This window comes from uncultured Mailhella sp. (assembly GCF_947631555.1).
Taxonomy (GTDB): Bacteria; Desulfobacterota; Desulfovibrionia; order Desulfovibrionales; family Desulfovibrionaceae; genus Mailhella.
This window is the reverse complement of sequence record NZ_CANRLT010000011.1, coordinates 22,044-45,365: the sequence shown is the minus strand read 5'-3', so window position 1 is coordinate 45,365 and position 23,322 is coordinate 22,044. Positions and strand designations below refer to the sequence as shown.

Genomic DNA, 23,322 nt, shown 5'->3' with positions numbered 1-23,322 from the left:
ATACAAATCCCCATCTGTTTACAAAGTTCAGCCTAGCGGGGCTTTCTTACTTTGTCCACCTGATGGGGTGCATATCAACCTAGCTAGGGGACGTTTAACCAAAAATGACCGAAACCACATTTTCCTTAGTGATTTCGGCCTTCTATGAACCATTTTGGACTGTTGGGTGGTGCCCAGAGGGAGACTCGAACTCCCACGCCAGTTGGCACTACCACCTCAAGATAGCGTGTCTACCAATTCCACCATCTGGGCACAGGTGTCTTTCTATAAAAAAGAGGGCGCGTTGGCAAGCTCTTTTTTTGCAGATTTTCCACACCCGCGCCTTCAATCTCCCCGTGCGCAGTGAGGATGAACCCCGTAAAAAGAACCCGCAGAGGGGCCGTTCTTAAAAAATGCCTCTCCTGAAAGGATGCTCCCTGGACAGACAAAACGTTCACGTCTTAAGGGTAACACTTCAATCTTGTCACCTTCATGGACTCCGATCTTCAGGCCGGATACGGCCCTATCGCCCTGAACGGCGTTCTTTCCGTAAGCGGTCTCTGAAACGATACGCTTCCGCCGTTCCCGGCCTTGACAAGACCGACGGGGCAGACTATGGTATTTTCACACATTGGGAACCGGGCGGCGGTTGCGCCGCCAACCCCGCCAGGTCCGAAAGGAAGCAACGGTAACGGTTGCTGCCGGGTGTCCGGTTCCCAGAAGGGCGCAGGTTCATGCCTGCGCCCTTCCTGTTTTCTCAGTCCTCTTCTCGTGCAGATTCCCTTCTTCAAGCAGCAAGGGAGCCTGCCGGGGGCTTGCCAATGATCTGGCCGGATTTCGGAATGCCAGAAACCATGCATAAAAATCAGAGCAAGTAACGCGGAACTTCCAGAAAGTTCCTGTTGCCGGCGGAAGACAGCGAATACCTTGCAAACAAAACTCTTCATCTTCTCAAAATATCATTTTTATAAAACGGTAGTATTGCCCTTTTTAAATGAGATAACTGATACCATAACGCACAAATTCATATATAATTTCTTTATTTTTCAGATATAAGGAATTTTATTTTCAGATACCATTTTACCTGTGCCATAAACTTTCCTTCTCTTTTGCTTCTTGCAAATTATTTCCAGATACTCTAGGATGAAAAAAATTTCCTTGCGAGACCTCGCTTGTCATGACCGTACCGACTGACCGCCCCGCCCTGTTCCGGCCGCTCCTGTTCCTGCTTCTCTGCCTCGCCCTGGCTCTGCTCTCCGGCTGCGGCAAGCAAAACGTCCGCTCTTCGGCGCAGGCTCAGCGCGGCTATACAAGTACGAGCGCAGCCATCGCTCAGACCGCCCTGACCCAGGTCGGCCGCCCCTACGTCACAGGCGGCGCCTCGCCCCGGGGCTTCGACTGTTCCGGGCTTGTCTTCTGGTCCTATGGCAGGCATGGCGTCAAAGTCCCCAGGCTCAGCAAGGATCAGGCCAGTGCGGGCAGCAAGGTAGGCCGCGCCAACCTGCGCCCCGGGGACATCGTGGTCTTCCGCATCCCGCGTTCCGGCTACCACACGGGCATCTATACCGGAAAGAACAACTTCGTGCACAGTCCCAAACCCCGCGCCAAAGTTCGGGTGGAATCCCTGAACACCTCCTACTGGCGACGCTACTATGTGAGCGGACGGCGTATCGTGCGGCGCTGAACGCCTGCCTGCGCGGCCACTGCTTCCCCTGTTTCTGCTTCTCTCCAATTTTCTTTCCTGACCAGAGGGAATCTGTCCTCTCTTCATCTTTATGGCTTGAGACCGACACAGCCCTCGCCCTGAAAAGCCTTGCTTCCCTGTCCGGCAGCTCGGTCACGGCGTTCAGTCTCCCTCCAGCCCGGTGTCCTTTCCACGCACAGGCCTTGTCTCTCAGCGTTTTCCCCCGTTTCATCCCCAGATTTCAGCATATCTCGTCACTCCTGACGGCCTCATTATGACAAAACGGCGGCACTTCTCCGGACGCCTGTCCGCAGGGACAGGCATCAGGGAGACGCGCCGCCGTCACGCTTCTGCGTGTTTCGCTTTTAGAACCTGTAGCCGAGGGTCACACCGAAATTATGGGCGTAGCTGTTGTGGCAGTTGCCTTCATGCACGGAAAGAGCCGGCCCGGTAAAAGAATTTCCGGGATAATTCAGTTTGCGCACGTCGATATACATGTAGGCGAGATCGAGAGTCCAGTTCTCATACTTGAACCCGGCACCCAGCGTATAATAATTGCGCCCGTTGGAAGGCACGAGATAATCGGGATAACCGGAATTCTTGAGCGGCGAGGTCTCGTAGGTGAAGCCAGCGCGCAGCGTCATCCAGTCGATGGGCGCGTATTCCACGCCGAGGGTGAAGGCCCAGGTGTCATGCCAGTTCTTCTGCTCGTGGAACTGCTGCGGCGGCGGCGCATCGTGCATGTTGATGTTCAGATTGCGGTAACGGCTCCAGACCGTGTAGCCGAGGTCGGCTTCAAAACTCAGATTCTCCAGAGGCTTATACATAACGCCCAGAGTGATGACGTCCGGCACGGAAAGTTTGCCATCGGCACTGCAGGACTGCATGTAGGATTTTAGCATTCCAACGTATGCAGAATTGCCGCTGAAACGAAAACGGTTCATTCCGGAAAAGCTCATGTCTTCCCGTGAGCGGTAGGTCAGACCGGCGCTCCACTGCTCGTTGAACCTCGCGTGCAGACCAAAGTTGAAGCCGAAGGCGTAGCCGTTTTCGGAATGCATACGGGCGTCGGCACCGGCAACAGAAGTTCCGTTCATACCAAGGTTGTACTGCTGATTCAGGCTCAAATAGCCCCAGGTATAGCTGACGCCGGCACTCACTGACCACCGGTCGCTAAGCTTGACGGCGATATTGGGATTGAGGGTGGAGGAAATGAGCGTCACGGACTTTAACACTCCGGTCAACTGCGCTCCACCTAAGACCGGAATCCCCGGGGTGCCTGGAGAAGGTCTGCCCCAGTTATCCGGGAACTGAGAGCCCAGTCCATAGCGGGTGAACATGCCCATGCCGAACCAGACGCGGTCGCTCAGCTGATGGGTCAGATAAAAATGGGGGATGGGCCAGGCCTGGTCGGAGCTGGAAACCGTTGTCCCCGTGTCCCTGCGGTAGAGATCAAAATTCAGCATGGACACGGCCAGGCCGGCCTGCATGGAGGTCCCGGGAATCTGGGTGATGCCAGCAGGGTTATAGGCTACGGCTGAGGCATCGTCAGCGCGGGCGACCATGCCGCCGGCCGGTCCGCCGCCGAGGGCCATGCCGCGGGCGCTCCATTCTGTGATGTTGAAACCTTCGGCATGGGCATGGGGAACAGCCAGGGCAAACACACCGCCCAGAGCCAGAACACAGCCGGCTGCCATGACACAGCCGCGAACGGCTTCGACAAGCCGCCGCATCATGTGAGATACGTTCATTCTTTCCTCTAAAAAAACAGATAGGGCGTAAAGCCGGAACAGACGCCGCTCCGCCCGATACGGTACGTCCAAAGCCCCCTCTCCAGGGCCGGACAGCGGCACCGCTTTGCACGTTAGCCCTTTTCCTGAAAAAAATAAAGCCTTGTTCAGGAGGTCATCCAGATAAAGCTCCCCTGCCGGCCATCCGCGCTGCCGAACGCCCGCGCATGGCGGTAGGAGAAGAAAAGCCCGCTGTTTTCAAAGGTACACAGATCCAGAGACAGTATCTGCCCTTCCGGAATGCCCGCCCGCAAAAGCTGATCGTGCGTCAGCCGCCAGAGGTCCACCGTGCGGCGGCCGGCGTTGTACCAGGGCAGAAAAGCGCCGCCCCACTCTCTGTCAAAATGGATGAATTCGGAAGCAGCCGGGCCGAGGCTGGGACCGCGCACGGCCCACACGTCCACAGGATCCGCGCCGTAGTGCGCGCAGCACTCCTCCACCGCGATGCGCGGATAGTCCTGACGATTCCCCCGCCATCCGGAATGTATCGCCGCGACAAAGCGCCCACCGTTATGCGCCAGCAGTATGGGTTGACAATCGGCGGTTTTTATCATGAGTGCTAGTCCCGGGCGGGCCGTCGCCAGTCCGTCCGCCTCGGTCACGGCCGCCAGCGCCGGATCTTGGGCGGCAGGTTCGAAGAGCGTACGTACGCCGTGCACCTGCCGGGCCTCGGCAAAGGCTTCCACGTCCAGACGCGCACAGAGCGCGGCACGGCGTTCCCGTTCCGCGTTTCCAGCGCCGGCAACGTCGAGGGAAAGATTGCCAAGTGCCCGCGTACCAAACGCGCAGCGCACATGGGAAATGCCCGGAAAACGGAGGGGAATCAGGTCAAGCTGCATAGAAAAGCTCCACTGCGGTGCTCACGGCTCCGCAGAAAGTAAAACATTGGTCAACGCCCGCCCCGCGAGCTTCAGTATGCCCTGAGTTTCTGCCCACTGAGGCAAGGCCAGGGCAAGCCTTTGGGAAACACACAATAACAGGGAGCGCTTTGCCGGACAAGAGCTTGCGGCAGAACGGCGTTCGTTTGTAATCAGGTAAGCGTCTCCGCGCAGGAAAGGCGCTGTTTCCATCCTGGAAACGTTTTTTTCTTCTCCATTGGCAGAAAAAATTCCATAAAACATCACTGCATTGTCAAAGAATCGCTTCCGAGCCTCTCTTTTCCTTTGTCAAACGAAAAAAAATAGTCTATGAAGTTCTCACACGGAGAACAGACCACGAGTATAGCCGCGTCTCTTTCCGAAGCGCGCCCCGCACGGCGCGGATTTCTTGCACCGTCTTTTCCCCGCTGTGTTCGTCTGCCAGAAAAAGGACTCCCTCAATATGCCGGATACCGTTACGGAATCTGCTCTCTCTACCCCTGACAACGGTCTTCAGACCGCGAAGGGGCGTATCCGTACCGGCCGCCGCAAAGGCGAAACGCCCGGCTTCCGCGTGAGGCAGACGTGGATAGTGCTGGGGGACATCCACGGCCGTATCCACCGCGCACGGGAAATTCCGGAACTTACGCAGGCAAACGGCGTCCTTCTGACCGGCGATCTGACCACGCTGGGCGGCGCGAACGCCGCACGCACGGTCATCGAAGCCTTCCGCGCCGTACACCCCATGGTTCTTGCCCAGATTGGCAACATGGATCGGGCGGAAGCAGACGACTGGCTTGAAAATGAGGGCATCAACCTGCACCGCAAGGTGCGGGAACTTGGCCCGGAAGTCGCCCTCCTTGGTGTAGGCGGCTCCACGTTCACTCCTCTGGGGACGCCGTCAGAATTTCCAGAGGCACGTTTTTCAGAATGGCTGGAGGAACTTGCCCGGCAGTCAGGAGGCCACAGAGATTGGATCCTGATTTCCCACAACCCTCCGTACAACACCGTATGCGACCGTACGCACGGGGGAATCCACGTTGGCTCCACCGCAGTGCGGGACTTCATAGAGGAACATCAGCCTTCCCTCTGCATCTGCGGGCACATCCACGAGTCCGCCGGCGTTCAAAAACTGGGACGCACCATCGTGGCCAATCCGGGGCCTTTTTCCCTCGGCTGCTATGCGCTCCTCACTCTGGACGAGGCAGGCATACGGGTGACGCTCCGCAGACTCGATACCGCTGACTGATCCCGAAATTTTTGAGGAACCCATGAGTCAAAACCCTTCTCTCAACGAAAACACCACCGAAGAACCCAAAAACAGCACCAGCGCGGCCACCCCGGACACGGGAGCCGCTCCTGAAATGGAAAAGAAGACGGTACGCCGCCGCAGAAAAGCCGTTGCAGACACTCCCGAAAGCAAAGAGACGGCTCCCGTGAGGAAACGTCGCACGAGCAGAAAAAACAGCGGCACAGAAACACAGGAAGAGGTTGCAGAGAACAACACTGCGCCACTGCCGGAAGCCACCCTGCCCCTCGCCCCCGTTTCCGTCCCCCCTGTACCCGCCGCGCCTGCGACATCTGAGCCTGTGCCTGCCGGGGCTTCGCCGGAAGAAGTGCCTGCTCCTGCCAAAAGACGCCGGGGACGCCCCCGCAAATCCGAAGTCAGTGTGCCTTCCCCCACCGGCGCGGTGCCTGCCGAAGCTGCAGAAACGCCCGTGCGCCGTACCCGTGTCAGGCGTTCCCGCACGGCCGAAACCCCAGCGGGCGGCGTTCCCGCAGGTGAAAGCACACCCGCAGACGCCCGGTCTGAATCCGCCGCGGCTTCCACTCCCGAAGTTCCCGCTCAGGCTGCCTCCGCTCCTGATGTCTCAGCCCCAAATGTGCCCGAAACTCCTGCAAAAATAGACGCCGCCCCCAAAGCCCGCCGCGGCCGCAAGCCCCGCGCCCGAAAGGAAAACACCACTGCGGAAGCACACGTTGAAGCAGAACCGGGCAATCAGGCTGCCGACATCGCGCCCGTGCCCGAGGACGATCTGGGCAACCGGGCGGACAGCCGGCCTCAGCCCCCGCTGTGGCCGGACGATGACGCCATTATCACCAGCATACTGCCCGCCGAAGGGTCTTTCGGCGATATCCGCTCTCAGCGCCGGATCAATCCCCGCACACGCAGGAAGCGTGACCGTGATGCCCAGCCGCTGTCCAACGCCTCGCCCTACCTGCCCGATCCCTATCAGCAGAACTTCTATCCGCCGTTCACGGGCATGGACGGGAATGCTCCTTTCGGGGGCCGCAAGCCTCGCAATGGGCGCGGACGACCGCGCCGCAGCGTCCAGGGCGTACCCGCCATACCTGAAGATTTCGATTTCAACGCCGCCATGCTGAACGACAGCGTCCTCGGCGTGGCCCTCGGCCGGCGCGAAGAGGAACTTCTGCCCGAAGACGATGGTCCCCAGCCCGTGCTTCCCGATCAGCCCGCGGCCATGCCTCCGTTTGGCGAAGAAAACGAGGAAGATCTGGACGCGCTGGACGCCGCGGTCAACGGCAACCGCATCGACGCTCCCAAGCCCCGCGAACGCCAGCCGCAAAAAAAGGGCCGCCCCGCAGAGAAGGCCAAAGCAGGAGAAAAGCCCCGCGTTGCCGAAAAAGCGAAAGGCGCAGAGCCTGCCCCCGCGCCGCGCCGTGTGCTGTACATCAGCTCCGTGCCGGACGAGCAGGTGGAAGTCGCCATTACCGAAGACGGCAACGTCATGGAATATTTCGTGGAAATGGCGCATCAGGCAAAGATACGGGGCAATATCTACAAGGGAGTCATCAACAATATCGATACCAACCTCCAGGCGGCCTTCGTGAACTTCGGCAACGGGAAGAACGGCTTCCTGCAGATTGATGAAGTTCATCCCGAATATTATCTCGTGCCCCATGACTCCACCCACGGTCCCAAATATCCGCCCATACAGAAGGTGCTCAAGGTCGGCCAGGATGTGCTGGTACAGGTGGTCAAGGAGCCTTCCGGCAGCAAGGGGGCCTTCCTGACAACATGGATCTCCATCGCCGGACGCTTTCTGGTGCTCACGCCCGGGCAGGAACAGATCGGCGTATCCCGCAAGGTGGAAGACCCTGAAGAACGCGCCCGGCTCAAGGAGCTACTGAGCGGCATCCAGCCCGGCGAAAACATGGGCGTCATCATCCGCACGGCCAGCGAAGGCGCGGACAAGGCCAGCATTCAGCAGGATATGCAGTACCTCAAGATGCTCTGGCAGGACATTCGCAAGCGCGCGGTTCCGGAAAAAAGCCCATGCCTCATCTATCAGGAAGCCGATCTCGTGGCCCGCTCCGTACGCGACTACCTCTCCGAAGACATCGAGGAGATCTGGACCGATGACGAAGCCATCAAGTCCCGCGTGGAAGATACCGCGGCGCTCATCTTCCCTGACCGCGCCCGCGAGCTTGTCAAGCTCCACAAGGATCAGCGCCAGACACTCTGGGATCGCTTCAATCTGACGAAACAGCTTGAATCCGTGACCAGCCGCGAAGTGGTACTGCCCTCCGGCGGCCGCCTGGTCTTTGACCAGACCGAAGCGCTTATGGCCATCGACATCAACTCGGGCAAGACTCAGGGCAAGACCAACTTCGAGGCCATGGTCTTCCGCACCAACATGGAAGCGGCTGAGGCCATAGCCCGTCACCTGCGGCTGCGCGACATCGGCGGTCAGGTGGTCATCGACTTCATCGAAATGCGCGACAAGAATCATTGCCGCGACGTGGAACGCACACTCCGCACGGCCATGCGCCGCGACAGAGCGCGCCACGACATCGGCCACATGAGTTCCTTCGGACTTCTGGAACTGGTACGCCAGCGCACAGGCACCTCGGCCATCTCCATTTCCTGCGAGTCCTGCCCCCACTGCCACGGCACGGGGGTGCGGCGCAACATGGAATGGCAGTCGCTTCAGGCCCTGCGCGACCTTCAGGCCAAGCTCTATAAGAATGGCGACCGCTCGAAAAGCAAAAAGGACGCGGCCAGATCCGGCAGCGAGCCTGCCACCTTCGTCTATGAAAACGAAATGGAACTGGCGCTGTATCTGCTCAACCGCAAGCGCGACAGGCTGGCCGCTCTGGAAGAAAAGTTCGGCGTACACATCGAAATCAGGCCCAAATAAAGCGCTATTCGGCTCCGGCTTCTTCGGAAGCCGGGGCTTTCGGAGTTCCTGTGCTGAAGACGCTTGTTGTTCTTTTCGTCATCGGATGCGGTATGTTCTACTTCTATCAGAAGGATCAGGCATCCATGCCAACCGCGCCCGCCAGCCCGCAGGTCGTGGACGACACCCTGCTCAAAGGTCTGAAAAAGCTCCTGCCGCCCGGCGTTTTTGAAAGGGAAATCCAGCCTTTTCTCGAAAAGAACAGGCAGGGAGGGCTTTCGTCCGAACAGCTCGATGCCCTGACGAAAAAGCTCGAAAAATCGGCCGACGCTCTGGGCGGCAAGGCAGCTTCCGCCGTGCGGGAAATTTTGCAAAAGACGCCGGGCCTGTCCCCGAGCAAGACCATGCTGGAACGCGCTGCGGACACTGCGGATTCCCTTGCCGAGGACGCGGCTGGGGAGGTGAAGCGGCAGCTTCCGGTACTGAAGGATCTCGCCCTGAAGACGCTTCAGGGCCTGACCACCCTGGTTTCCCGCTTCCTGGGCGTAGTGGCAAACATCCTGAACTGAAACCGTTCGGCAAAATTTCGTGCGCTGCCGCAGGACGCAAGAAGGCAACACTCTGCCTTCTCGTGGTTAAGCGCCTTTCTGCTCTGCCTGCGCCTCGTGAGTTGCGCAGAGCTGGCCGCAGGCGGCCTCGATGTCCTGCCCCTTGCTCTTGCGCACGATGGCGGTGATGCCCTTGGCCCAGAGCGCCTTTTCAAAACACAGCAGCTCTTCGGGTGTAGGCGCACGGTACGGCGTATCCGGCGTGGGGTTATACGGGATGAGGTTCAGCTTGGCCTTGAGGTGAGCGCAGATGCGGGCAAGTTCCCGCACATGCTCCGGCTGATTGTTGACGCCCGCGATGACAAGATATTCCAGGGTGATGCGTTCGCGGGTCTTGAGGGGATAGCTCTCCAGCGCGGCAAGAAGTTCTTCCAGAGGCCAGTGCGCGGCTCTGGGCATGAGCTGCCCGCGCAGGCGCTGATTCGGCGCGTGCAGTGAGACGGCCAGAAACGCCAGCCCGCTTTCGCCAAATTCCTTCATCCCCTTTTCTATGCCGCAGGTGGAAACCGTGATGCGGCGCGGGGAAAAGGCGAGCCCCCGCGGATGCTGGAGCGTGCGCAGGGAATCCATGACGTTGGCCAGATTGAGCAGCGGCTCGCCCATGCCCATATAGACCAGATTGCGGATGATGGGGCGCTCGGGCTGTGTGTCGTGAAGGTAGGCACGGGCGACCTGTACCTGGCCAAGGATTTCGCCCATGGTCATGTTGCGTCTGAATCCCAGCCTGCCGGTACTGCAGAAGGAACAGGCCATGGCGCAGCCCACCTGCGTGGACAGGCACTGGGTCATGCGCGCCGCGGCGTCGTGCGGTCTGCGGGGAGCGTCGCTGGGGATGAGCACGGTCTCGACGTGTTCGCCGTCCGCAAGCTCAAGGAGAAACTTGGTCGTCCCGTCTCCGCTCACGCGCACATCGGCGATGGACGGCCAGCGTATGGACGCCCGCTCGGACAGAAGGGCGCGATCCGCCTGGGGCAGGTCGGTCATGGCCGCAAAATCGGAAACGTTCCGTACCCATATCCACTGCCAGATCTGCCCGACACGGAAGCGCTTCATTCCCAGCTTTTCCACGATGAAGCGCTCCAGCTCAGGATACGGCAGATCGCAAAGCTCAACGAGTTTCGTGTCACTCATGGCAGTGGTCTCCAAAATGTTTTTCCAGCACGGCGTCCACGTCCATCCAGCTGCGGCAGGCCACAAGTTCCTGACGCAGGACTCTGGCCCCGTCTCCCCCCTTCACATAGCGCGGAACCACGGTACGCATTTTAAAGAGCGCCTCCCGCGGCGCATAGCGCCGGGCCAGAAAGGCATGGCGGCGGATGATGCCCGCCAGCCGTACTCTATCCACGGGAAGCTCATCCAGAACATCGCAGGCGTCCTGTGCGGCGAGGGGTGTTTCCCGCGGCGGCAGCTCCGCGCGGTCAGGCAATTCCCCAACGGCAAGCAGCGCCCTGTGACGGGCAAAAATGGAGGGATCCCGCAAGGCTCCGCGGGCGTACATCACGGCAGCCACACCCGTTTCCCGCAGTACGCGCACGCCGTCGGCCGCGGTAAACAAGTCGCCGCTCGCGATCACGGGTACAGGCAGAAGCGCGGCCAGTTCCGCCAGCGCCAAACTGCGCGGCGTGCCGGAAAAGCCCTGCACGGCGTGCCGCGGGTGCAGCGTCACCCATCCTGCCCCCAAACCGGCAAGGCGGGACGACAGTTCGCGGTGCACCTCATGTTCCCCGTCCCAGCCCAGGCGCAGCTTGAACCCCACACGCCCCGGCCCGGCCGCCTGAAGCACGGCTTCGGCCACGCGGAGGGCATTGTCCATATCCCGAAGCATGGCGGCGCCCGCACCGGTCTTTGTCACCTTGGGCACGGAACAGCCCATGTTCACGTCGAACCAGCAAAAACCACGGCGGCGCAGCCGTTCCACGGCCTGAGCCATGAACGCCGCTTCCGCTCCGAAAATCTGCACCACAAGGGGACGATCGCAGACACAGCTTCCGTCCTCAAGCGTTTCTCCCGCTTCAGGCGTGGTGGCCAGCAGACTTTCCGTACTGCGTCCGCCGTAGACCAGGCCCTTGGCGCTCACCATTTCCGTACAGCAGACCGCTGCCCCCTGCTCCCGGCAGAGCAGACGGAAGGAAAGGTCAGACCAGCCGGCCAGCGGCGCCAGCCACGGCGTGTCGGGACGTATGGGGAGTTCGGTCATAGATTCCTCAAGGCAGGCGGAACAGCGGGAAACACGGCTTAGATAGCAGGTGAACGCCTGTTCTGGCAAGGCCGGGGTGTCCGGCGTTCAAGCGCGGGAAAGGGTTTCCGGGGGAGTATGGCTGCTGGAGCGCGCCACAACCGCCACATCCACATACAGCGCTCCTGCCTGCAGAAGACACTCCGCCGCGCGGGTGAGTGTGGTTCCCGTGGTGCATACGTCATCCACAAGCAGGACACGCATGCCTCGCACAGCTCCGGCCACAAACGGCCGGCCCATGCTCAGACGCCGCTCCCGATCCAGCGTGGCCTGCATCGCGGTTTCTTCCGCACGCAGCAGCATATCATCCCTTACCGGCACGCCCAGTCGGGCTGAAAGCGGCCGGACCAATTCCCGGCACTGATTGTAGCCGCGTTCCCTGAGACGCCGGACGTGGAGCGGCATGGGAATCACGGCGTCCGGCAGAGTGGCGGCCGCGTAATAGGCGCTGCATACATCTGCGAGAAGCTCGCCAAGGAAACGCAGAGAGGCCAGGCTTGCGCCGAACTTGCCGCGGAGGATGAGTTCGCGAAGCAGGCCCTCGTACACGCCGAAAAACAGAAATTCCCTCCACGGCGGCAATACGCGCAGGCATTTCCCACAGGGAACACAGGGCGCATCAGAAAGGGCGAACGGTTCACCGCAGTACGGGCAGAAGCCGGCCTCGCGGCGGACGATCCGGGCGCGGCAGCCGGGGCAAAGCGACTGAGAAAGCGCATCACCCTTCCCCGCCTCCGGCTCAAAGACGGTCAGGCATGCCGCGCAGCGCCGCTCGCACAGCCCGGAGAAGCGGCGCAGTGCTGCCAGATGCTCCATGAGCATGGCCGGAAGCCTCACATCAAAAAGAACGCCCATGCCCGGCCAGCGCCTCCAGCTCCGCGGCGTAGTTTCGTATCCGTTCCCGTAGTTCCGTCCGGCCGGCAAGTGCATCCGGCGCATCCACACCGTACAGGCAGAGCGGAGGAACCGGCTTCAGGCCCAAAGTGTGCGCCATGAAGCGCAGGGTCAGTTCCGCGCCCTGAAAGAGCCTCTCTCCCTGCGGCCTTCCCGCCAGCAGCACGGCGCCAAACGGGGTGCCCCGTCCTGGCGGGACACCGGTCCAAAAACGCTGGCAGCGGTCGATAAGGGCCTTGGCCTGCGCTGGAAGGTGATAGAAGTAAATGGGTGAAACGAGACAGGCCGCAGGCGCGGCGGTCAAGGCTTTCAGCAGAGAAAATGCGCCGTCTTCCGGCCCGTCAAGGACACAGGAGCCTGGGCGCTCAGCGCAGTACCCGCAGGAGACACAGGGGTGAACCGCCTTATCTGCCACGCGCAGAACTTCCGCAGGCAGGCTGAACGCCGTGCGCAGCCAAGCGGCCGCCGTGTCGCTGTTGCCGCCGCGCCGCGGACTGCACGTCAGGATACAGACGGGTGCGGCCATGACCCGTGCCTACGCCCGGCAGTACAGATTGCCGGAAGCTTCTGCCCCGACGCTGGTTTCTGGGCCGTGCCCGGGATAGACCGTCACGTCGCCCGGCAGCGTGTAGATGGAGCCGCGCAGGGAACGGGCCAGCGCCTCGCTGTCGCCTCCCGGAAAATCGGTGCGCCCCACGGAGCGGTAAAAAAGCAGGTCCCCCGTGATAACGGCCTTGAGATCAGGAAAATAGTAGCAAAGGCTGCCCGCGGAATGCCCGGGCGTACCGATGACGCGGCAGCGGAGCGCCCCCCAGACGACTTCGCCCGGTTCCAGAATTCTGGCTTCAAACGGCTCGACATACATACCGAAGCTCATGCCCTTGCACAGAAGCAGGCTGCGCTCGTCCCAGTCCTCTTTGCCCACAAACGGCGTCAATCCCGTGATGCGGGCGAGCGCCGCGCAGCCGAGGCAATGGTCGGCGTGCAGGTGGGTGAGCGCGATGGCATGTAGCGTAAGCTTATGTGCCGCAAGCGTATCCAGCACCTGTTCCGTCTCGCTGGACGGGTCGAAAATCACGGCATCGCTTCCCTGATAAACAATGTGGCAGTTGGCTTCGAGCGGGCCGAAAGGCATGGTGATGACCGGCATGTTCCCTCCTCGACGGACGTTTTTTACTCTCTAGCCCTTTTGCCCGCCGTGCGCAACGAAAGAAACTTCACTCCAGTGTCCGAGAGGGCCGACTCCCTGTTTTTTTTGAGAACGACTACCTGAGGCGGCAAAGTCTCTCACGGGGGCTGTCTCCGGTCTGAAGCCCGTGAAGAAGAAAAGACGAAAGGAGATGCGCAGACAGCCAGACCCGGGGCGCACGTCCTTTTCCGCCGTGCGCAAGTACCGGTAACGGCATTTCTCTCTTAAACGCGCTGCAAGCCTAAAGCACTGCGCCGCCAAGGTCTCCGGCAAAGGCTCTGGGCATACGCAGAGAGGCTGCCAACGCATGAGACGCCTAAAAGCACAAAATTTCGTCCCTGCCGGCAAGCAGAGCCAGCGGAAGCACTTCATCGGCGTCATTCACCAGCCGGATATCCAGCGCTTTCACGATGTCCGCTGGCACATCCCGAAGATCTTTTTCGTTTTCGGCGGGAATAAGCACGGTTTTCATGCCGGAACGATGGGCCGCAAGCAGTTTTTCGCGCAGACCGCCTATGGGCAGGACGCGGCCGCGCAGAGTGATTTCACCCGTCATGCACACGTCCGCGCGCACCGGAATATCCAGAAGCGCCGAAGCCAGGGACGTGGCCAGCGTGATGCCCGCGGAGGGACCGTCCTTGGGCACGGCACCTTCAGGGACGTGGACGTGGATATCCACCTCTTTATAAAAATCAGGGCGCAGTCCCAGCTGATGCGAACGTGAGCGCAGGTAGGAAAAGGCCGCCTGCGCCGATTCCTTCATCACCTCGCCAAGCTTGCCCGTGACCTGGAGCTTGCCGGAACCGGGCATGATAACGGTCTCTATATAGAGGATGTCTCCGCCGCTGCCGGTGTACGCAAGCCCGGCCACCACTCCGGACAAAGGCTGGGTCTCCCTCGCGTCAAAACGGAACTGCTTCACGCCGAGCAGAGATTCCAGATTTTGCAGATTCACCGAGACACCGCAGCCATCCTTTTCCACAATCCGGACAGCCGCCTTGCGGCAGAGTGCCGCTATCTCGCGCTCCAGCCCGCGCACGCCGGATTCTCTTGTATAGGAACGGATGATTTCAAGCAGCGCTTCATCGGAAATGCCCATGTTCTCCGGCTTCAGTCCGTGCCGTTCCCGCTGTCTCGGCAGGAGAAAATCCCGGGCAATGTGCATTTTCTCCCCTTCCAGGTAGCTGGAAAGCTCGAGCACTTCCATTCTGTCCAGAAGCGGAACCGGAATGTCCTGCATCGAGTTGGCCGTCGTGATGAAGAACACTCTGGACAGATCGTAGTCCATGTCGAGATAATGGTCGTTGAAGGCGCAGTTCTGCTCGGGATCCAGCACCTCCAGCAGGGCGGAAGCCGGATCGCCGCGGAAGTCTCCGCTCATCTTGTCAATCTCGTCAAGGCAGAACAGCGGATTGTTGAACTTCGCCCGTTTGAGGGCCATGATGATCTTGCCCGGCAGCGCCCCGATGTAGGTACGGCGATGGCCGCGTATCTCGGCTTCGTCACGCACGCCGCCCAGGGAAATGCGCACGAATTCGCGCCCAGTGGCCTCGGCTATGGACCGGGCCAGCGAGGTCTTGCCCACGCCGGGCGGCCCCACGAGGCACAGAATAGGCCCCTTCAGCCCGCCGGTCAGCTTCTGTACCGCAAGATATTCCAGGATGCGCGTCTTGGCTTTTTCCAGTCCGTAATGCGCACCGTCGAGTACGGTACGCGCCCTGTCAAGGTCGATGTCAATATCTTTTAGCGAATTCCAGGGCAGGTCGGCAATCCAGTCCACATAGTTGCGCGACACGACGTATTCCGATGAACCCGGAAGCATCTGGCGCAGCTTGTGGACTTCCCGCAGTGCCTTCTCCCTCGCTTCGTCAGGCATGTCCTTGGCTTTAAGGCATTGTTCCAGTTCCAGAAGTTCGTCCTGAATGTCATCGCGGCCCAGTTCCTTGTTGATGGCCTTGATCTGCTCCGTCAGGTAGTATTCCTTCTGGCTCTGTTCCATCTGCGCCTTGACGCGGCTCTTGACGGCCTTGCTTACCTTGGAAGACACGATTTCGCCGCCCAAAAGCTCATACACCTGACGCAGTCTCCGGCCCTGATCCAGAATTTCAAGGATGGCCTGTCTGTGGAGATAGTCCGTCTTCAGCCATGGGGCTACGGCGTCGGCAAGAGCGCCGGGTTCCTCGATAAGGGCGAAGGCGGAGAGCTGTTCGGGCGTGATGTGGCGGCTCTGACGGCAAACTTCGGACAGCACCTCCTGCAAAGCTTCGATGACGGCCGGCAGTTCGGGATCCTCGGCAAGCGTCTCTTCCACAGGCACGGTTCTCAGGCGGGGAAAAGCTCGGTCGCCGAAGGGCGAGCTGTCGTTCAGAGGCAGCCAGGCGGCACGGTACAAGCCTTCACAGACCAGCCTGACCGTGCCGTCCTGACCTTTCTCCGCCTTCTGCACCCGGCTGACCACGCCTATGGGGAAGAGGTCGTCCAGTCCGGGCCGCTCGATGGAAGAACTCTTCTGGGCCACCATGAAAATCTGCCTCCCGTATTCCATGACCGCGCTGTCAATGGCGCTCACGGAGGCGGCGCGCCCCACCTGGAAGGTCATAAGCACGCGGGGAAACATGACCACTTCGCGGAGCGTGATAATCGGGAGTTCCAGTGCCGTCTGTTCGGACATGGCAAACCTCTGTTCTGGGCCGGTGTGCCGCGGAAAGCGCTTTGCTAGGCCGCTGAGGAAAGCACGGGCTTTTCCGTGCCTGCGATGACGCCGCGGGTGATGACACATTCCTTCACGCCGGCAAGCGAAGGAAGCTCGTACATGATGTCAAGCATGACACTCTCCAGAACGTTCCGCAGGCCGCGTGCACCGGTCTTGTTTTCCAGCGCCTTTTCCGCCACGGCGCGCAGGGCGTCCTCTTCAAAGCGCAGGGCCACGCCGTCCAGTTCGAACAGCTTCTGGTACTGCTTGACAAGGGCGTTCTTCGGTTCCTTCATCACGCGGATGAGATCGTCTCTGCTCAGCTCCTCCACATGCGTAATGACGGGGATACGGCCGATGAACTCCGGGATGAGGCCGAACTGCACAAGGTCGGAGGGAATCACACCGTCCAGCAGTTCGCCGAGGCGGTGTTCCGTCTTCTTCTCGATATGCGCGCCAAAGCCCATGGACGTGCCGCGGCTGCGGGATTCCACGAGCTTTTCCAGCCCGATGAAGGCACCGCCCACGATGAACAGGATATTCGACGTGTCCATGCGGATGAATTCCTGCTGAGGGTGCTTGCGGCCGCCCTTGGGCGGGACATTGGCCACCGTGCCTTCGATGATTTTGAGAAGGGCCTGCTGCACACCCTCGCCCGAAACGTCACGGGTGATGGAAGGCCCGTCGGCCTTGCGCGCGATCTTGTCGATCTCGTCAATGTAGATGATGCCCCGGCAAGCCGCGTCGAGATCGTAATCGGCGTTCTGAAGCAGCTGCACAAGAATGTTCTCCACGTCCTCGCCCACATAGCCGGCTTCGGTGAGCGTGGTAGCGTCTGCAATGGCGAAGGGAACCTTGAGAATGCGCGCCAGTGTGCGTGCCAGCAGGGTTTTGCCGCTGCCCGTAGGCCCAAGCAGCAGAATATTGCTCTTTTCCAGCTCGACGCCGTCCAGCGCCCCCCCGTGAAACACGCGCTTATAATGATTGTGTACGGCCACGGAAAGGGTCTTCTTGGCCTGTTCCTGACCGATGACGTACTCATCAAGGTGGGCCTTGATCTGCTGGGGAGTAAGCAGACCTGAAGGCGGTTCCGGCAGCGTTTCCGCATCGTCGTCCCCGGCGATAATTTTCGCGCAGGCCGTCACGCACTCATCGCAGATATAGAGAGAACCCTGCTGCACAAGATGACGCACCTCTGTGGCGTCCCTGCCGCAGAAGGAGCAGCGCGTGTCCTGAGAGTCTTCGCTCATGCCTGTTTCTCCGCAGAATCCGCCACATCGCGGCGGGAAGTGAGTATGCGGTCGATAAGGCCGAACTTGAGAGCCTCTTCCGCCGACATGAAATTATCGCGCTCGGTGGCCGCAGTCACGCGGGCGATGCTGTTGCCGGTGTTTTCCGCGAGTATACGGTTCAGCGTCTTCTTGAGGCGCTGACCTTCGCGTACATGGATATCCATATCCGTGATCTGCCCCTGGTATCCGGACGACGGCTGATGGATCATGATCCGGCTGTTGGGCAGTGCGTAGCGCATACCCCTGGCGCCTCCGGCCAGCAGGAACGCCCCCATGCTGGCCGCCTGGCCGACGCACAGTGTCGCAACGGGCGATGCGATGAACTGCATGGTGTCGTAAATGGACATACCTGCCGTCACTGAACCGCCGGGGCTGTTGATGTACAGACTAATTTCCTTTTCTGGATCCTGGGACTCCAGAAAAAGCAGCTGGGCGCAGATGAGCGACGCCACAGCGTCGTTCACTTCGCCGCACAGAAGGACAATGCGATCCTTGAGCAGACGGGAATAGATGTCATAGGCGCGTTCGGTACGCCCGGAAGTTTCAATCACGAAAGGAATGGTCACGGTAGCTCCTCGTTCGGAACGTCTGTCCGAACCTGCACGGCCCCTGCGGACGCGGCGGGCCGATTCATATGGAAAAGATTCCCCGGCAGGGCCGGGGAAATACGCCATCACTCTGCGGCGGCTTCCGCCCTGACTTTCTCGGCCTTGTCGAACAAAAGCTCCATGGCCTTGGCCGTAGCAATGCGATCGTGCAAGTCGTTGACGGCTCCATTCTGATAGAGAAGGTCACGCAGCTTGCGGAAGTCCTGCTTGTATTCACGGGCCATCCGCATGATCTGCATGTCCACTTCCTGCTCGGAGACTTCAATCTTTTCACGGCGCGCAAGAGCGGTAAGGAAGATCTGGGCACGGGCGCGCTCTTCAGCCTGCTTTTGGCAATCTTCTTCCATACCCTTCAGGCTGTTTTCAATGGCGTCCTTATCCAGTCCCCCGCGGCTCAAATAGCTGCGGACTTCGCTTTCATATTCCTCGCGCCGGGCCTTGACCAGGCTTTCGGGCAGGGGAAAGTCCTGATCCGCGAGCAGTTTTTCCAGAATCTTGCGCTCTGCTTCCTCCCGTGCGGCAGAGGCCTTGTTTCTCCCAGCCTCTTCGGCAAGACTGCGGCGCAGTGCGGCTTCGTCAGCGAAGCCCACCTTCTTCGCGTACTCGTCATTCAGTTCAGGGAGCACCTCTCGGCTGATCTTGTGCAGCTTTACGTGCAGATCCACGGTCTTGCCGCGCAGATTCTCATCCACATGGTCTTCGGGGCAGACCATCGTGCCCGAACCTTCCTCGCCGGCATGCAGGCCGCGGAGAATCTTGTCCAGTTCGGAAAACTCCATGCCATCCTGAGGCGCCGCCAGCTGAATGGTGTAGTCCTTCGCCTTCATGCCGGGCACGGGCTTGCCGTCCACTTCGCCGTCGGCGTCAAAGGTCACCACGTCGCCGTCCTCGGGCAAGCGGTGTTCGGTCACGTCCTCAAGGGTGGCCATAGCCTTCAGCATACGCTTTGTCAGTTCCTCGATATCCTGATCGGTGGCTTCTGTGGAACCCATTTCCACCTTGACGGCGGACAGGTCTTCAGGGAGTTTCACGTCGGGCAGCGTCTCAAAGGAGAAAGAGAACTTCAGTTCCTGACCACGGACAATGGGGTCGCCGTTAAAGTCCAGACGGGAAAGCGGCTTCAGATCCTCTTCCTTGAGGATCTCGGCCACACGGCGCTCCACCAGCGTTTCCATGGCGCGGGAGGTGACGTCCCCGGCAAAGCGCTTTTCAATGGCAGCAATCGGAGCCTTACCCTTACGGAAGCCGGGCAGGGAGACGGAAGCGCCGATCTGTCGGGCCGCGGCATCAAGGGCGGCGTTGACCTCTTCGGCGGGAACCGTCACGCTGATCTTGCGGGACACGGGAGAAAGAACTTCAACAGTATGGGACATGACAACAAGACTCCTTGAAGATAACGTGTCCGCCCGACCCTTTCGGCCACGGACAGGGGATAAGGCTGCCAAAAAATGGTGCGAGAGGAGAGGCTTGAACTCTCAAGGATTGCTCCGCTGGATCCTAAATCCAGTGCGTATGCCAATTTCGCCACTCTCGCAGTCCAGTCAGAAATACATGAGGGGCAGACATAACATAAAACTTTCTTTCAGGCAAGCGACACGCCCGGCGGCCGAAAGCCGCCGGCTGCCGCTCTCTTCCGGCACACCGTGACCTTCTTCTCCGGCCATTGCCGTTCCCGGCCGCTTCGTCTATGCTGGAACTTCCGTATCCTCCAACCCCGTGCCGAACCATGACCGCACTTATCATCACTGTCGCACTGGCCCTCTCCGTCTCCGCCCTGTGTTCCATGCTGGAAGCCATGCTCTATTCCCTTTCCTGGACGGCTCTTGAAAAGATGCGCGAAGACGGCTCCAAAACCGGCGGACTGCTCTATACCCTGCGCGCCAACGTCGATCAGCCCATCTCCGCCATACTCACCACAAACACCATCGCCAACACCGCGGGCGCGTCCATCGCCGGCGCACTGGCGGCCTCCACCTTGGGCGACGCCAGCACTCCGGCCTTCGCTGCGCTGTTCACTGTGCTGGTGCTGCTCTTCGGTGAAATTGTCCCCAAGACTCTGGGCGTCTCCTATCCCGAACAGCTCGGCAGACTCCTGGCCTGGCCGCTCTATGTGCTCACCGCCCTGCTCCGGCCCATGACCTGGCTGTCGGGCATGGTCACGCGGCTCATCACCCCAAAGGCCAGCGGACCGGAGGCCACAGAAGACGACATCAAGGCCATGGCCCGCATCTCGCGGCAGGCGGGAACCATACAGGGCTATGAGGAAACCACCATCAGCAATGTTCTGGCACTCGATCAGAAACATGTCCACGACATCATGACGCCGCGCACCGTGGTCTTTTCTCTCCCCGAAGACTATACCGTGGAGCAGGCGTTCAACAACCCGACCTTCTGGCATTTCAGCCGTGTCCCGGTCTACGCGGGAGACAACGAGGATGTGGTGGGACTGGTTCTGCGCCGGGACGTGGCCATGCAGCGCGATACGGAACACGGCCATAAGACGCTGGCTGAAATCATGCGCCCCATACACTTCGTTCTCGAATCCCTCACTCTCGACAAGCTGCTCACTGAATTTCTGGAACGCCACCAGCACCTCTTCGCCGTCCTCGACGAATTCGGAGGTCTCGCGGGCGTCGTCTCTCTGGAAGACGTGATGGAAGAGATGCTCGGACGGGAAATCGTCGATGAAAGCGACATGGTGACCGACATGCGGGAAGCCGCCCGAGAACGCCGGGCACGCGCCGTGGCCAACGGTTCTTCCGCTCCGGAGGCGGCTGAAAATCAGTAATCGTTCCTACTTGCGCTGCGCTCTCAAATCTGTCACAATCCTTATGCCAAAAGGCAAGGAGGGAGGGCGTCCGCCCTTTTCCGCTCCGCGTGTGCGCACAGTCACAGACGCCTGTGCCTCATCGGGGTATTCTGAAAGGTATCCTTCCCGCCCAAAGGAGACAGCATGGCATCAAAAAAGAATCCCTGCATCTACGCTCTGGCCTTTCTCCTTTTCGTGGGAGGTGTAGGCTTCATGGCCTGGTCCGCGCTGTCCGAGGGCACCGTCTATCATCTCAACGTCTCCGAGGCTCTGGAACTTCCCGCGGATAAGCTCAAGGCGGCCCGGCTCTTCGGAGTTACCTCCGGCGACATCGTCAAGCCCGCCAACGGTCTGGGGGCGGATTTTACGCTGGTGGATCTGGAACAGCCTGAAAAGGGCATCCGTGTCCACTACCGCGGCGTTCTGCCCGACACCTTTGAACAAGGCTCCGAAGTCATCGTGGAAGGCCGCATGGACGGCGCGGACTTCACCGCCAGAACGCTCATGACCAAATGCCCGTCCAAATACGAAAAGGCGAACAGGGAAAAAGCCTGACGCCTGTGCCGGGGTCTTCCCGGCCATGCCTCTCCCGCCCGCACGGAGAATTTCTGGAGATTTCATGTATCTTGCCGCCTATCTCTGCCTGCTCGCCGTCACCTTCCTTTCCCTGGCAGGCGCGGCCATCGGCGCGGCTCAGCTCTGGCAGGGCCGGTGTTCCGACCTGCGCTGGATGGAGGGCGCTCAGGCCCTCGGCAGCGCGTGCCTTGCCGCCGCTTCCGGTATCCTGCTCCATGCGCTGGCTGCGAGCGACTTCACCCTCGAATATGTGGCCAGCTACACTGAACGGGCACTGCCTCTCTTCTACCGTATCACGGCCTTCTGGGCCGGACAGTCAGGCTCCCTGCTGTTCTGGGCGCTCATGGTTTCCCTGTGCGGCACGGCCTTCCTTTTCACGCCCACCTGCCGCCGTCTCTCCGATGAGACGCGGAGCTGGTTTCTGCTGTTCTTTCTGACGGTCATGGCCTTTTTCGGCTTTCTGCTCTCCACCTGGAGCAATCCCTTCCTCTGTGTCTCTCCGGCTCCCGCCGACGGCGGCGGGCTCAACCCCCTGCTTCAGAACCCGGGCATGATCTTCCATCCGCCGCTGCTCTTCCTGGGCTACGGCGGCTTCGTCATCCCCGGCTGTCTTGCGCTGGCGCAGGCCCTGTCTTCACAGAAGGACAGCATGCACTGGCTGGACGCGGCCCGGCCCTTCACGCTTACGGGCTGGCTCTTCCTCAGTGCCGGCATCGTCCTCGGCGGCTGGTGGGCCTACATGGAACTCGGCTGGGGCGGCTACTGGGCCTGGGATCCCGTGGAAAACGCCTCGCTGCTGCCCTGGCTCATCGGCACCGCAGCGCTGCATACCGGCGTCGTGGAAACACGCCGTGGCAAGCTGCACCGCGTGAACATCTTCCTTATGGGTCTGACCACAGTCTCCGCCTTCTTCGCAACCTACCTTGTGCGCGGCAACGTGGTTAATTCCGTCCATGCTTTCGGCGACGGCGGCGTGGGGACACCCCTGTTGCTCTTCGTCCTCATCGCTCTCACCGTTGTCGGTTTCGTTGCATTCTGTGCACGTGACGCCCGTTCCCGGGAACTCGGCGGACTGGAAACGCGCGAGGGTTTTGTCGTCATGACGGTCTGGCTGCTCCTGGCCCTGTCCGCCATCGTGCTCCTCGCCACGCTGTGGCCGGTGATCAGCCGCCTCTGGACTGAACGCCCCGTGGGACTGGACGCCGGCTTCTACAATCAGGTCTGCCTGCCGCTGTTTACCGTACTTCTGGCACTGCTCCTGGTCTGCCCGTGGCTGCGCTGGCAGGGCGGTGTCCGCAGCGGCAAGAAGCTCCTGCCCTGCCTTCTGGCCTTCTGCGCTGCGCTTGCGGTGTTCTGGATGAGCGGCGTGACCAGAGCGCTGCCGCTCATGGCAGCCTCGCTCGCCGTGGCGGTACTCACCACCGTGGCACTGCTCCTCGCCGAACGCTCCACCCGAGCCTGGATGCCCTCGGTCATGGCCTGCCTCGTCCATGCCAGCGTCGCACTCATGGCGCTTGCCATAGCCTTTTCCGGTCCGTACAAACAGGAAACGGAAGTGGAACTTGCCCTGCACGACTCGGCTCAGGTAGGCCCGTGGACGGTCACACTGAACGGTCTGAACGAAGGGCGCGGCTCCAATTACGACTTCATCGAAGCGGAACTTCAGCTCTCCCGGGACGGAAAAACCACGGCCACGGTTCTGCCTCAGCGCCGCCTCTACGACAAGTTCCAGCGCGCCTTCTCCGAAGCGACGACATATCCCGGCCTCGCCACCGAATTTTATGTTACCCTCCTGGGACTTCACGAAGGGAAAGCTGTGCTCCGCATGAGTGCCAATCCTCTCGTCAACTGGCTGTGGATAGGCGGCGCGCTCATGTCCCTCGCTCCGATCCTCGGCCTGAGCCGCCGGCGCCGTCCGGCAGGCTCCGAAGACGGCGGAGAAGAACGCGGGAAGGACGGCTGCTGA

The 23,322-nt window shown here is 60.6% G+C and carries 17 protein-coding genes, 2 tRNA genes, 1 other RNA gene and 1 pseudogene; 8 read left to right on the top strand and 13 right to left on the bottom strand.

Going from position 1 to position 23,322, the window contains the following annotated elements:
• Positions 1–167: 167 nt before the first annotated feature.
• A tRNA-Leu gene (locus Q0Z94_RS02880) sits at positions 168–252 on the bottom strand.
• 356 nt (positions 253–608) lie between these two features.
• On the opposite strand from Q0Z94_RS02880, the gene ffs reads away from it, so the two are divergent.
• Positions 609–704, top strand: an RNA gene (ffs, locus tag Q0Z94_RS02875) — signal recognition particle sRNA small type.
• A 452-nt stretch (positions 705–1,156) separates the two neighbouring features.
• Entirely contained in the window at positions 1,157–1,663 is a 507-nt protein-coding gene (locus Q0Z94_RS02870) for a C40 family peptidase (protein WP_298067516.1), read from the top strand.
• 365 nt (positions 1,664–2,028) lie between these two features.
• Here Q0Z94_RS02870 and Q0Z94_RS02865 read toward each other — a convergent pair whose 3' ends face one another.
• Positions 2,029–3,414, bottom strand: coding sequence for an outer membrane protein transport protein (locus Q0Z94_RS02865; protein WP_298067515.1), 1,386 nt, complete (start codon positions 3,412–3,414; stop codon positions 2,029–2,031).
• A gap of 146 nt (positions 3,415–3,560) precedes the next feature.
• Positions 3,561–4,292 (bottom strand): polyphenol oxidase family protein, encoded by a 732-nt coding sequence (locus Q0Z94_RS02860; RefSeq protein WP_298067514.1) that lies wholly within the window; start codon positions 4,290–4,292, stop codon positions 3,561–3,563.
• Positions 4,293–4,773: 481 nt separating this feature from the next.
• Between Q0Z94_RS02860 and Q0Z94_RS02855 the strand changes: the two genes are divergently transcribed.
• The 3 genes from Q0Z94_RS02855 to Q0Z94_RS02845 are packed head-to-tail and all read left to right on the top strand — an operon-like array spanning position 4,774 to position 9,021.
• A complete protein-coding gene (locus Q0Z94_RS02855) occupies positions 4,774–5,559 on the top strand; it encodes a metallophosphoesterase (protein WP_298067513.1) in 786 nt (261 codons plus the stop codon).
• A 22-nt stretch (positions 5,560–5,581) separates the two neighbouring features.
• Positions 5,582–8,473 carry an Rne/Rng family ribonuclease gene (locus tag Q0Z94_RS02850; protein WP_298067512.1) on the top strand — a complete coding sequence of 964 codons (2,892 nt, stop codon included), beginning with the start codon at positions 5,582–5,584 and terminating at the stop codon, positions 8,471–8,473.
• A gap of 50 nt (positions 8,474–8,523) precedes the next feature.
• The gene (locus Q0Z94_RS02845) at positions 8,524–9,021 is read left to right on the top strand and encodes a hypothetical protein (protein WP_298067511.1); all 498 of its coding nucleotides are present in this window, start codon (positions 8,524–8,526) and stop codon (positions 9,019–9,021) included.
• Between the two features lie 66 nt (positions 9,022–9,087).
• Here Q0Z94_RS02845 and rlmN read toward each other — a convergent pair whose 3' ends face one another.
• From rlmN to Q0Z94_RS02795, 10 genes and pseudogenes are all read right to left on the bottom strand, one after another.
• Positions 9,088–10,191, bottom strand: a complete 1,104-nt coding sequence (gene rlmN / locus Q0Z94_RS02840) for a 23S rRNA (adenine(2503)-C(2))-methyltransferase RlmN (protein ID WP_298067510.1) — start codon at positions 10,189–10,191, stop codon at positions 9,088–9,090.
• On the bottom strand, positions 10,184–11,257 hold the full coding sequence (locus tag Q0Z94_RS02835) for a tRNA-dihydrouridine synthase family protein (RefSeq protein WP_298067509.1): 1,074 nt from the start codon (positions 11,255–11,257) through the stop codon (positions 10,184–10,186). Before Q0Z94_RS02835 ends, rlmN begins: the two co-directional genes overlap by 8 nt.
• Positions 11,258–11,344: 87 nt before the next feature.
• A complete protein-coding gene (locus Q0Z94_RS02830; protein ID WP_298067508.1) occupies positions 11,345–12,151 on the bottom strand; it encodes a ComF family protein in 807 nt (268 codons plus the stop codon).
• A complete protein-coding gene (locus Q0Z94_RS02825) occupies positions 12,135–12,716 on the bottom strand; it encodes an NAD(P)H-dependent oxidoreductase (protein ID WP_298067507.1) in 582 nt (193 codons plus the stop codon). The genes Q0Z94_RS02830 and Q0Z94_RS02825 overlap by 17 nt, the downstream gene beginning before the upstream one ends.
• Positions 12,717–12,725: 9 nt before the next feature.
• Positions 12,726–13,340: an MBL fold metallo-hydrolase gene (locus Q0Z94_RS02820; protein WP_298067506.1), complete on the bottom strand. Its 615-nt coding sequence runs from the start codon at positions 13,338–13,340 to the stop codon at positions 12,726–12,728.
• A gap of 382 nt (positions 13,341–13,722) precedes the next feature.
• Positions 13,723–16,050, bottom strand: a pseudogene (gene lon / locus Q0Z94_RS02815) (endopeptidase La); the annotation flags it as partial.
• A gap of 44 nt (positions 16,051–16,094) precedes the next feature.
• On the bottom strand, positions 16,095–17,321 hold the full coding sequence (gene clpX, locus Q0Z94_RS02810; RefSeq protein ID WP_298067505.1) for an ATP-dependent Clp protease ATP-binding subunit ClpX: 1,227 nt from the start codon (positions 17,319–17,321) through the stop codon (positions 16,095–16,097).
• Positions 17,318–17,929 carry an ATP-dependent Clp protease proteolytic subunit gene (locus Q0Z94_RS02805; RefSeq protein WP_298067504.1) on the bottom strand — a complete coding sequence of 204 codons (612 nt, stop codon included), beginning with the start codon at positions 17,927–17,929 and terminating at the stop codon, positions 17,318–17,320. Before Q0Z94_RS02805 ends, clpX begins: the two co-directional genes overlap by 4 nt.
• Before the next feature lie 107 nt (positions 17,930–18,036).
• Complete coding sequence (gene tig, locus Q0Z94_RS02800; RefSeq protein WP_298067503.1) at positions 18,037–19,344, bottom strand: trigger factor; 1,308 nt, start codon at positions 19,342–19,344, stop codon at positions 18,037–18,039.
• A 76-nt stretch (positions 19,345–19,420) separates the two neighbouring features.
• Positions 19,421–19,505: transfer RNA gene (locus tag Q0Z94_RS02795), tRNA-Leu, on the bottom strand.
• 192 nt (positions 19,506–19,697) lie between these two features.
• Here Q0Z94_RS02795 and Q0Z94_RS02790 point away from each other — a divergent pair.
• The 3 genes from Q0Z94_RS02790 to Q0Z94_RS02780 all read left to right on the top strand — a co-directional run bounded on the left by Q0Z94_RS02790 (position 19,698) and on the right by Q0Z94_RS02780 (position 23,322).
• The gene (locus Q0Z94_RS02790) at positions 19,698–20,759 is read left to right on the top strand and encodes a hemolysin family protein (RefSeq protein WP_298067502.1); all 1,062 of its coding nucleotides are present in this window, start codon (positions 19,698–19,700) and stop codon (positions 20,757–20,759) included.
• Between the two features lie 165 nt (positions 20,760–20,924).
• On the top strand, positions 20,925–21,335 hold the full coding sequence (locus tag Q0Z94_RS02785) for a cytochrome c maturation protein CcmE (protein ID WP_298067501.1): 411 nt from the start codon (positions 20,925–20,927) through the stop codon (positions 21,333–21,335).
• Positions 21,336–21,399: 64 nt separating this feature from the next.
• Positions 21,400–23,322: a cytochrome c-type biogenesis CcmF C-terminal domain-containing protein gene (locus Q0Z94_RS02780; protein ID WP_298067500.1), complete on the top strand. Its 1,923-nt coding sequence runs from the start codon at positions 21,400–21,402 to the stop codon at positions 23,320–23,322.

Bases quoted from the DNA above. Each gene is read 5' to 3' on its own strand.
- Q0Z94_RS02850 (WP_298067512.1), top strand. From the start codon at position 5,582: ATGAGTCAAAACCCTTCTCTCAACGAAAACACCACCGAAGAACCCAAA.
- Q0Z94_RS02830 (WP_298067508.1), bottom strand. From the start codon at position 12,151: ATGGGCGTTCTTTTTGATGTGAGGCTTCCGGCCATGCTCATGGAGCAT.
- Q0Z94_RS02865 (WP_298067515.1), bottom strand. From the start codon at position 3,414: ATGAACGTATCTCACATGATGCGGCGGCTTGTCGAAGCCGTTCGCGGC.
- rlmN (WP_298067510.1), bottom strand. From the start codon at position 10,191: ATGAGTGACACGAAACTCGTTGAGCTTTGCGATCTGCCGTATCCTGAG.
- Q0Z94_RS02835 (WP_298067509.1), bottom strand. From the start codon at position 11,257: ATGACCGAACTCCCCATACGTCCCGACACGCCGTGGCTGGCGCCGCTG.
- Q0Z94_RS02825 (WP_298067507.1), bottom strand. From the start codon at position 12,716: ATGGCCGCACCCGTCTGTATCCTGACGTGCAGTCCGCGGCGCGGCGGC.
- Q0Z94_RS02855 (WP_298067513.1), top strand. From the start codon at position 4,774: ATGCCGGATACCGTTACGGAATCTGCTCTCTCTACCCCTGACAACGGT.
- tig (WP_298067503.1), bottom strand. From the start codon at position 19,344: ATGTCCCATACTGTTGAAGTTCTTTCTCCCGTGTCCCGCAAGATCAGC.
- clpX (WP_298067505.1), bottom strand. From the start codon at position 17,321: ATGAGCGAAGACTCTCAGGACACGCGCTGCTCCTTCTGCGGCAGGGAC.
- Q0Z94_RS02780 (WP_298067500.1), top strand. From the start codon at position 21,400: ATGTATCTTGCCGCCTATCTCTGCCTGCTCGCCGTCACCTTCCTTTCC.
- Q0Z94_RS02860 (WP_298067514.1), bottom strand. From the start codon at position 4,292: ATGCAGCTTGACCTGATTCCCCTCCGTTTTCCGGGCATTTCCCATGTG.
- Q0Z94_RS02820 (WP_298067506.1), bottom strand. From the start codon at position 13,340: ATGCCGGTCATCACCATGCCTTTCGGCCCGCTCGAAGCCAACTGCCAC.
- Q0Z94_RS02785 (WP_298067501.1), top strand. From the start codon at position 20,925: ATGGCATCAAAAAAGAATCCCTGCATCTACGCTCTGGCCTTTCTCCTT.
- Q0Z94_RS02790 (WP_298067502.1), top strand. From the start codon at position 19,698: ATGACCGCACTTATCATCACTGTCGCACTGGCCCTCTCCGTCTCCGCC.
- Q0Z94_RS02870 (WP_298067516.1), top strand. From the start codon at position 1,157: ATGACCGTACCGACTGACCGCCCCGCCCTGTTCCGGCCGCTCCTGTTC.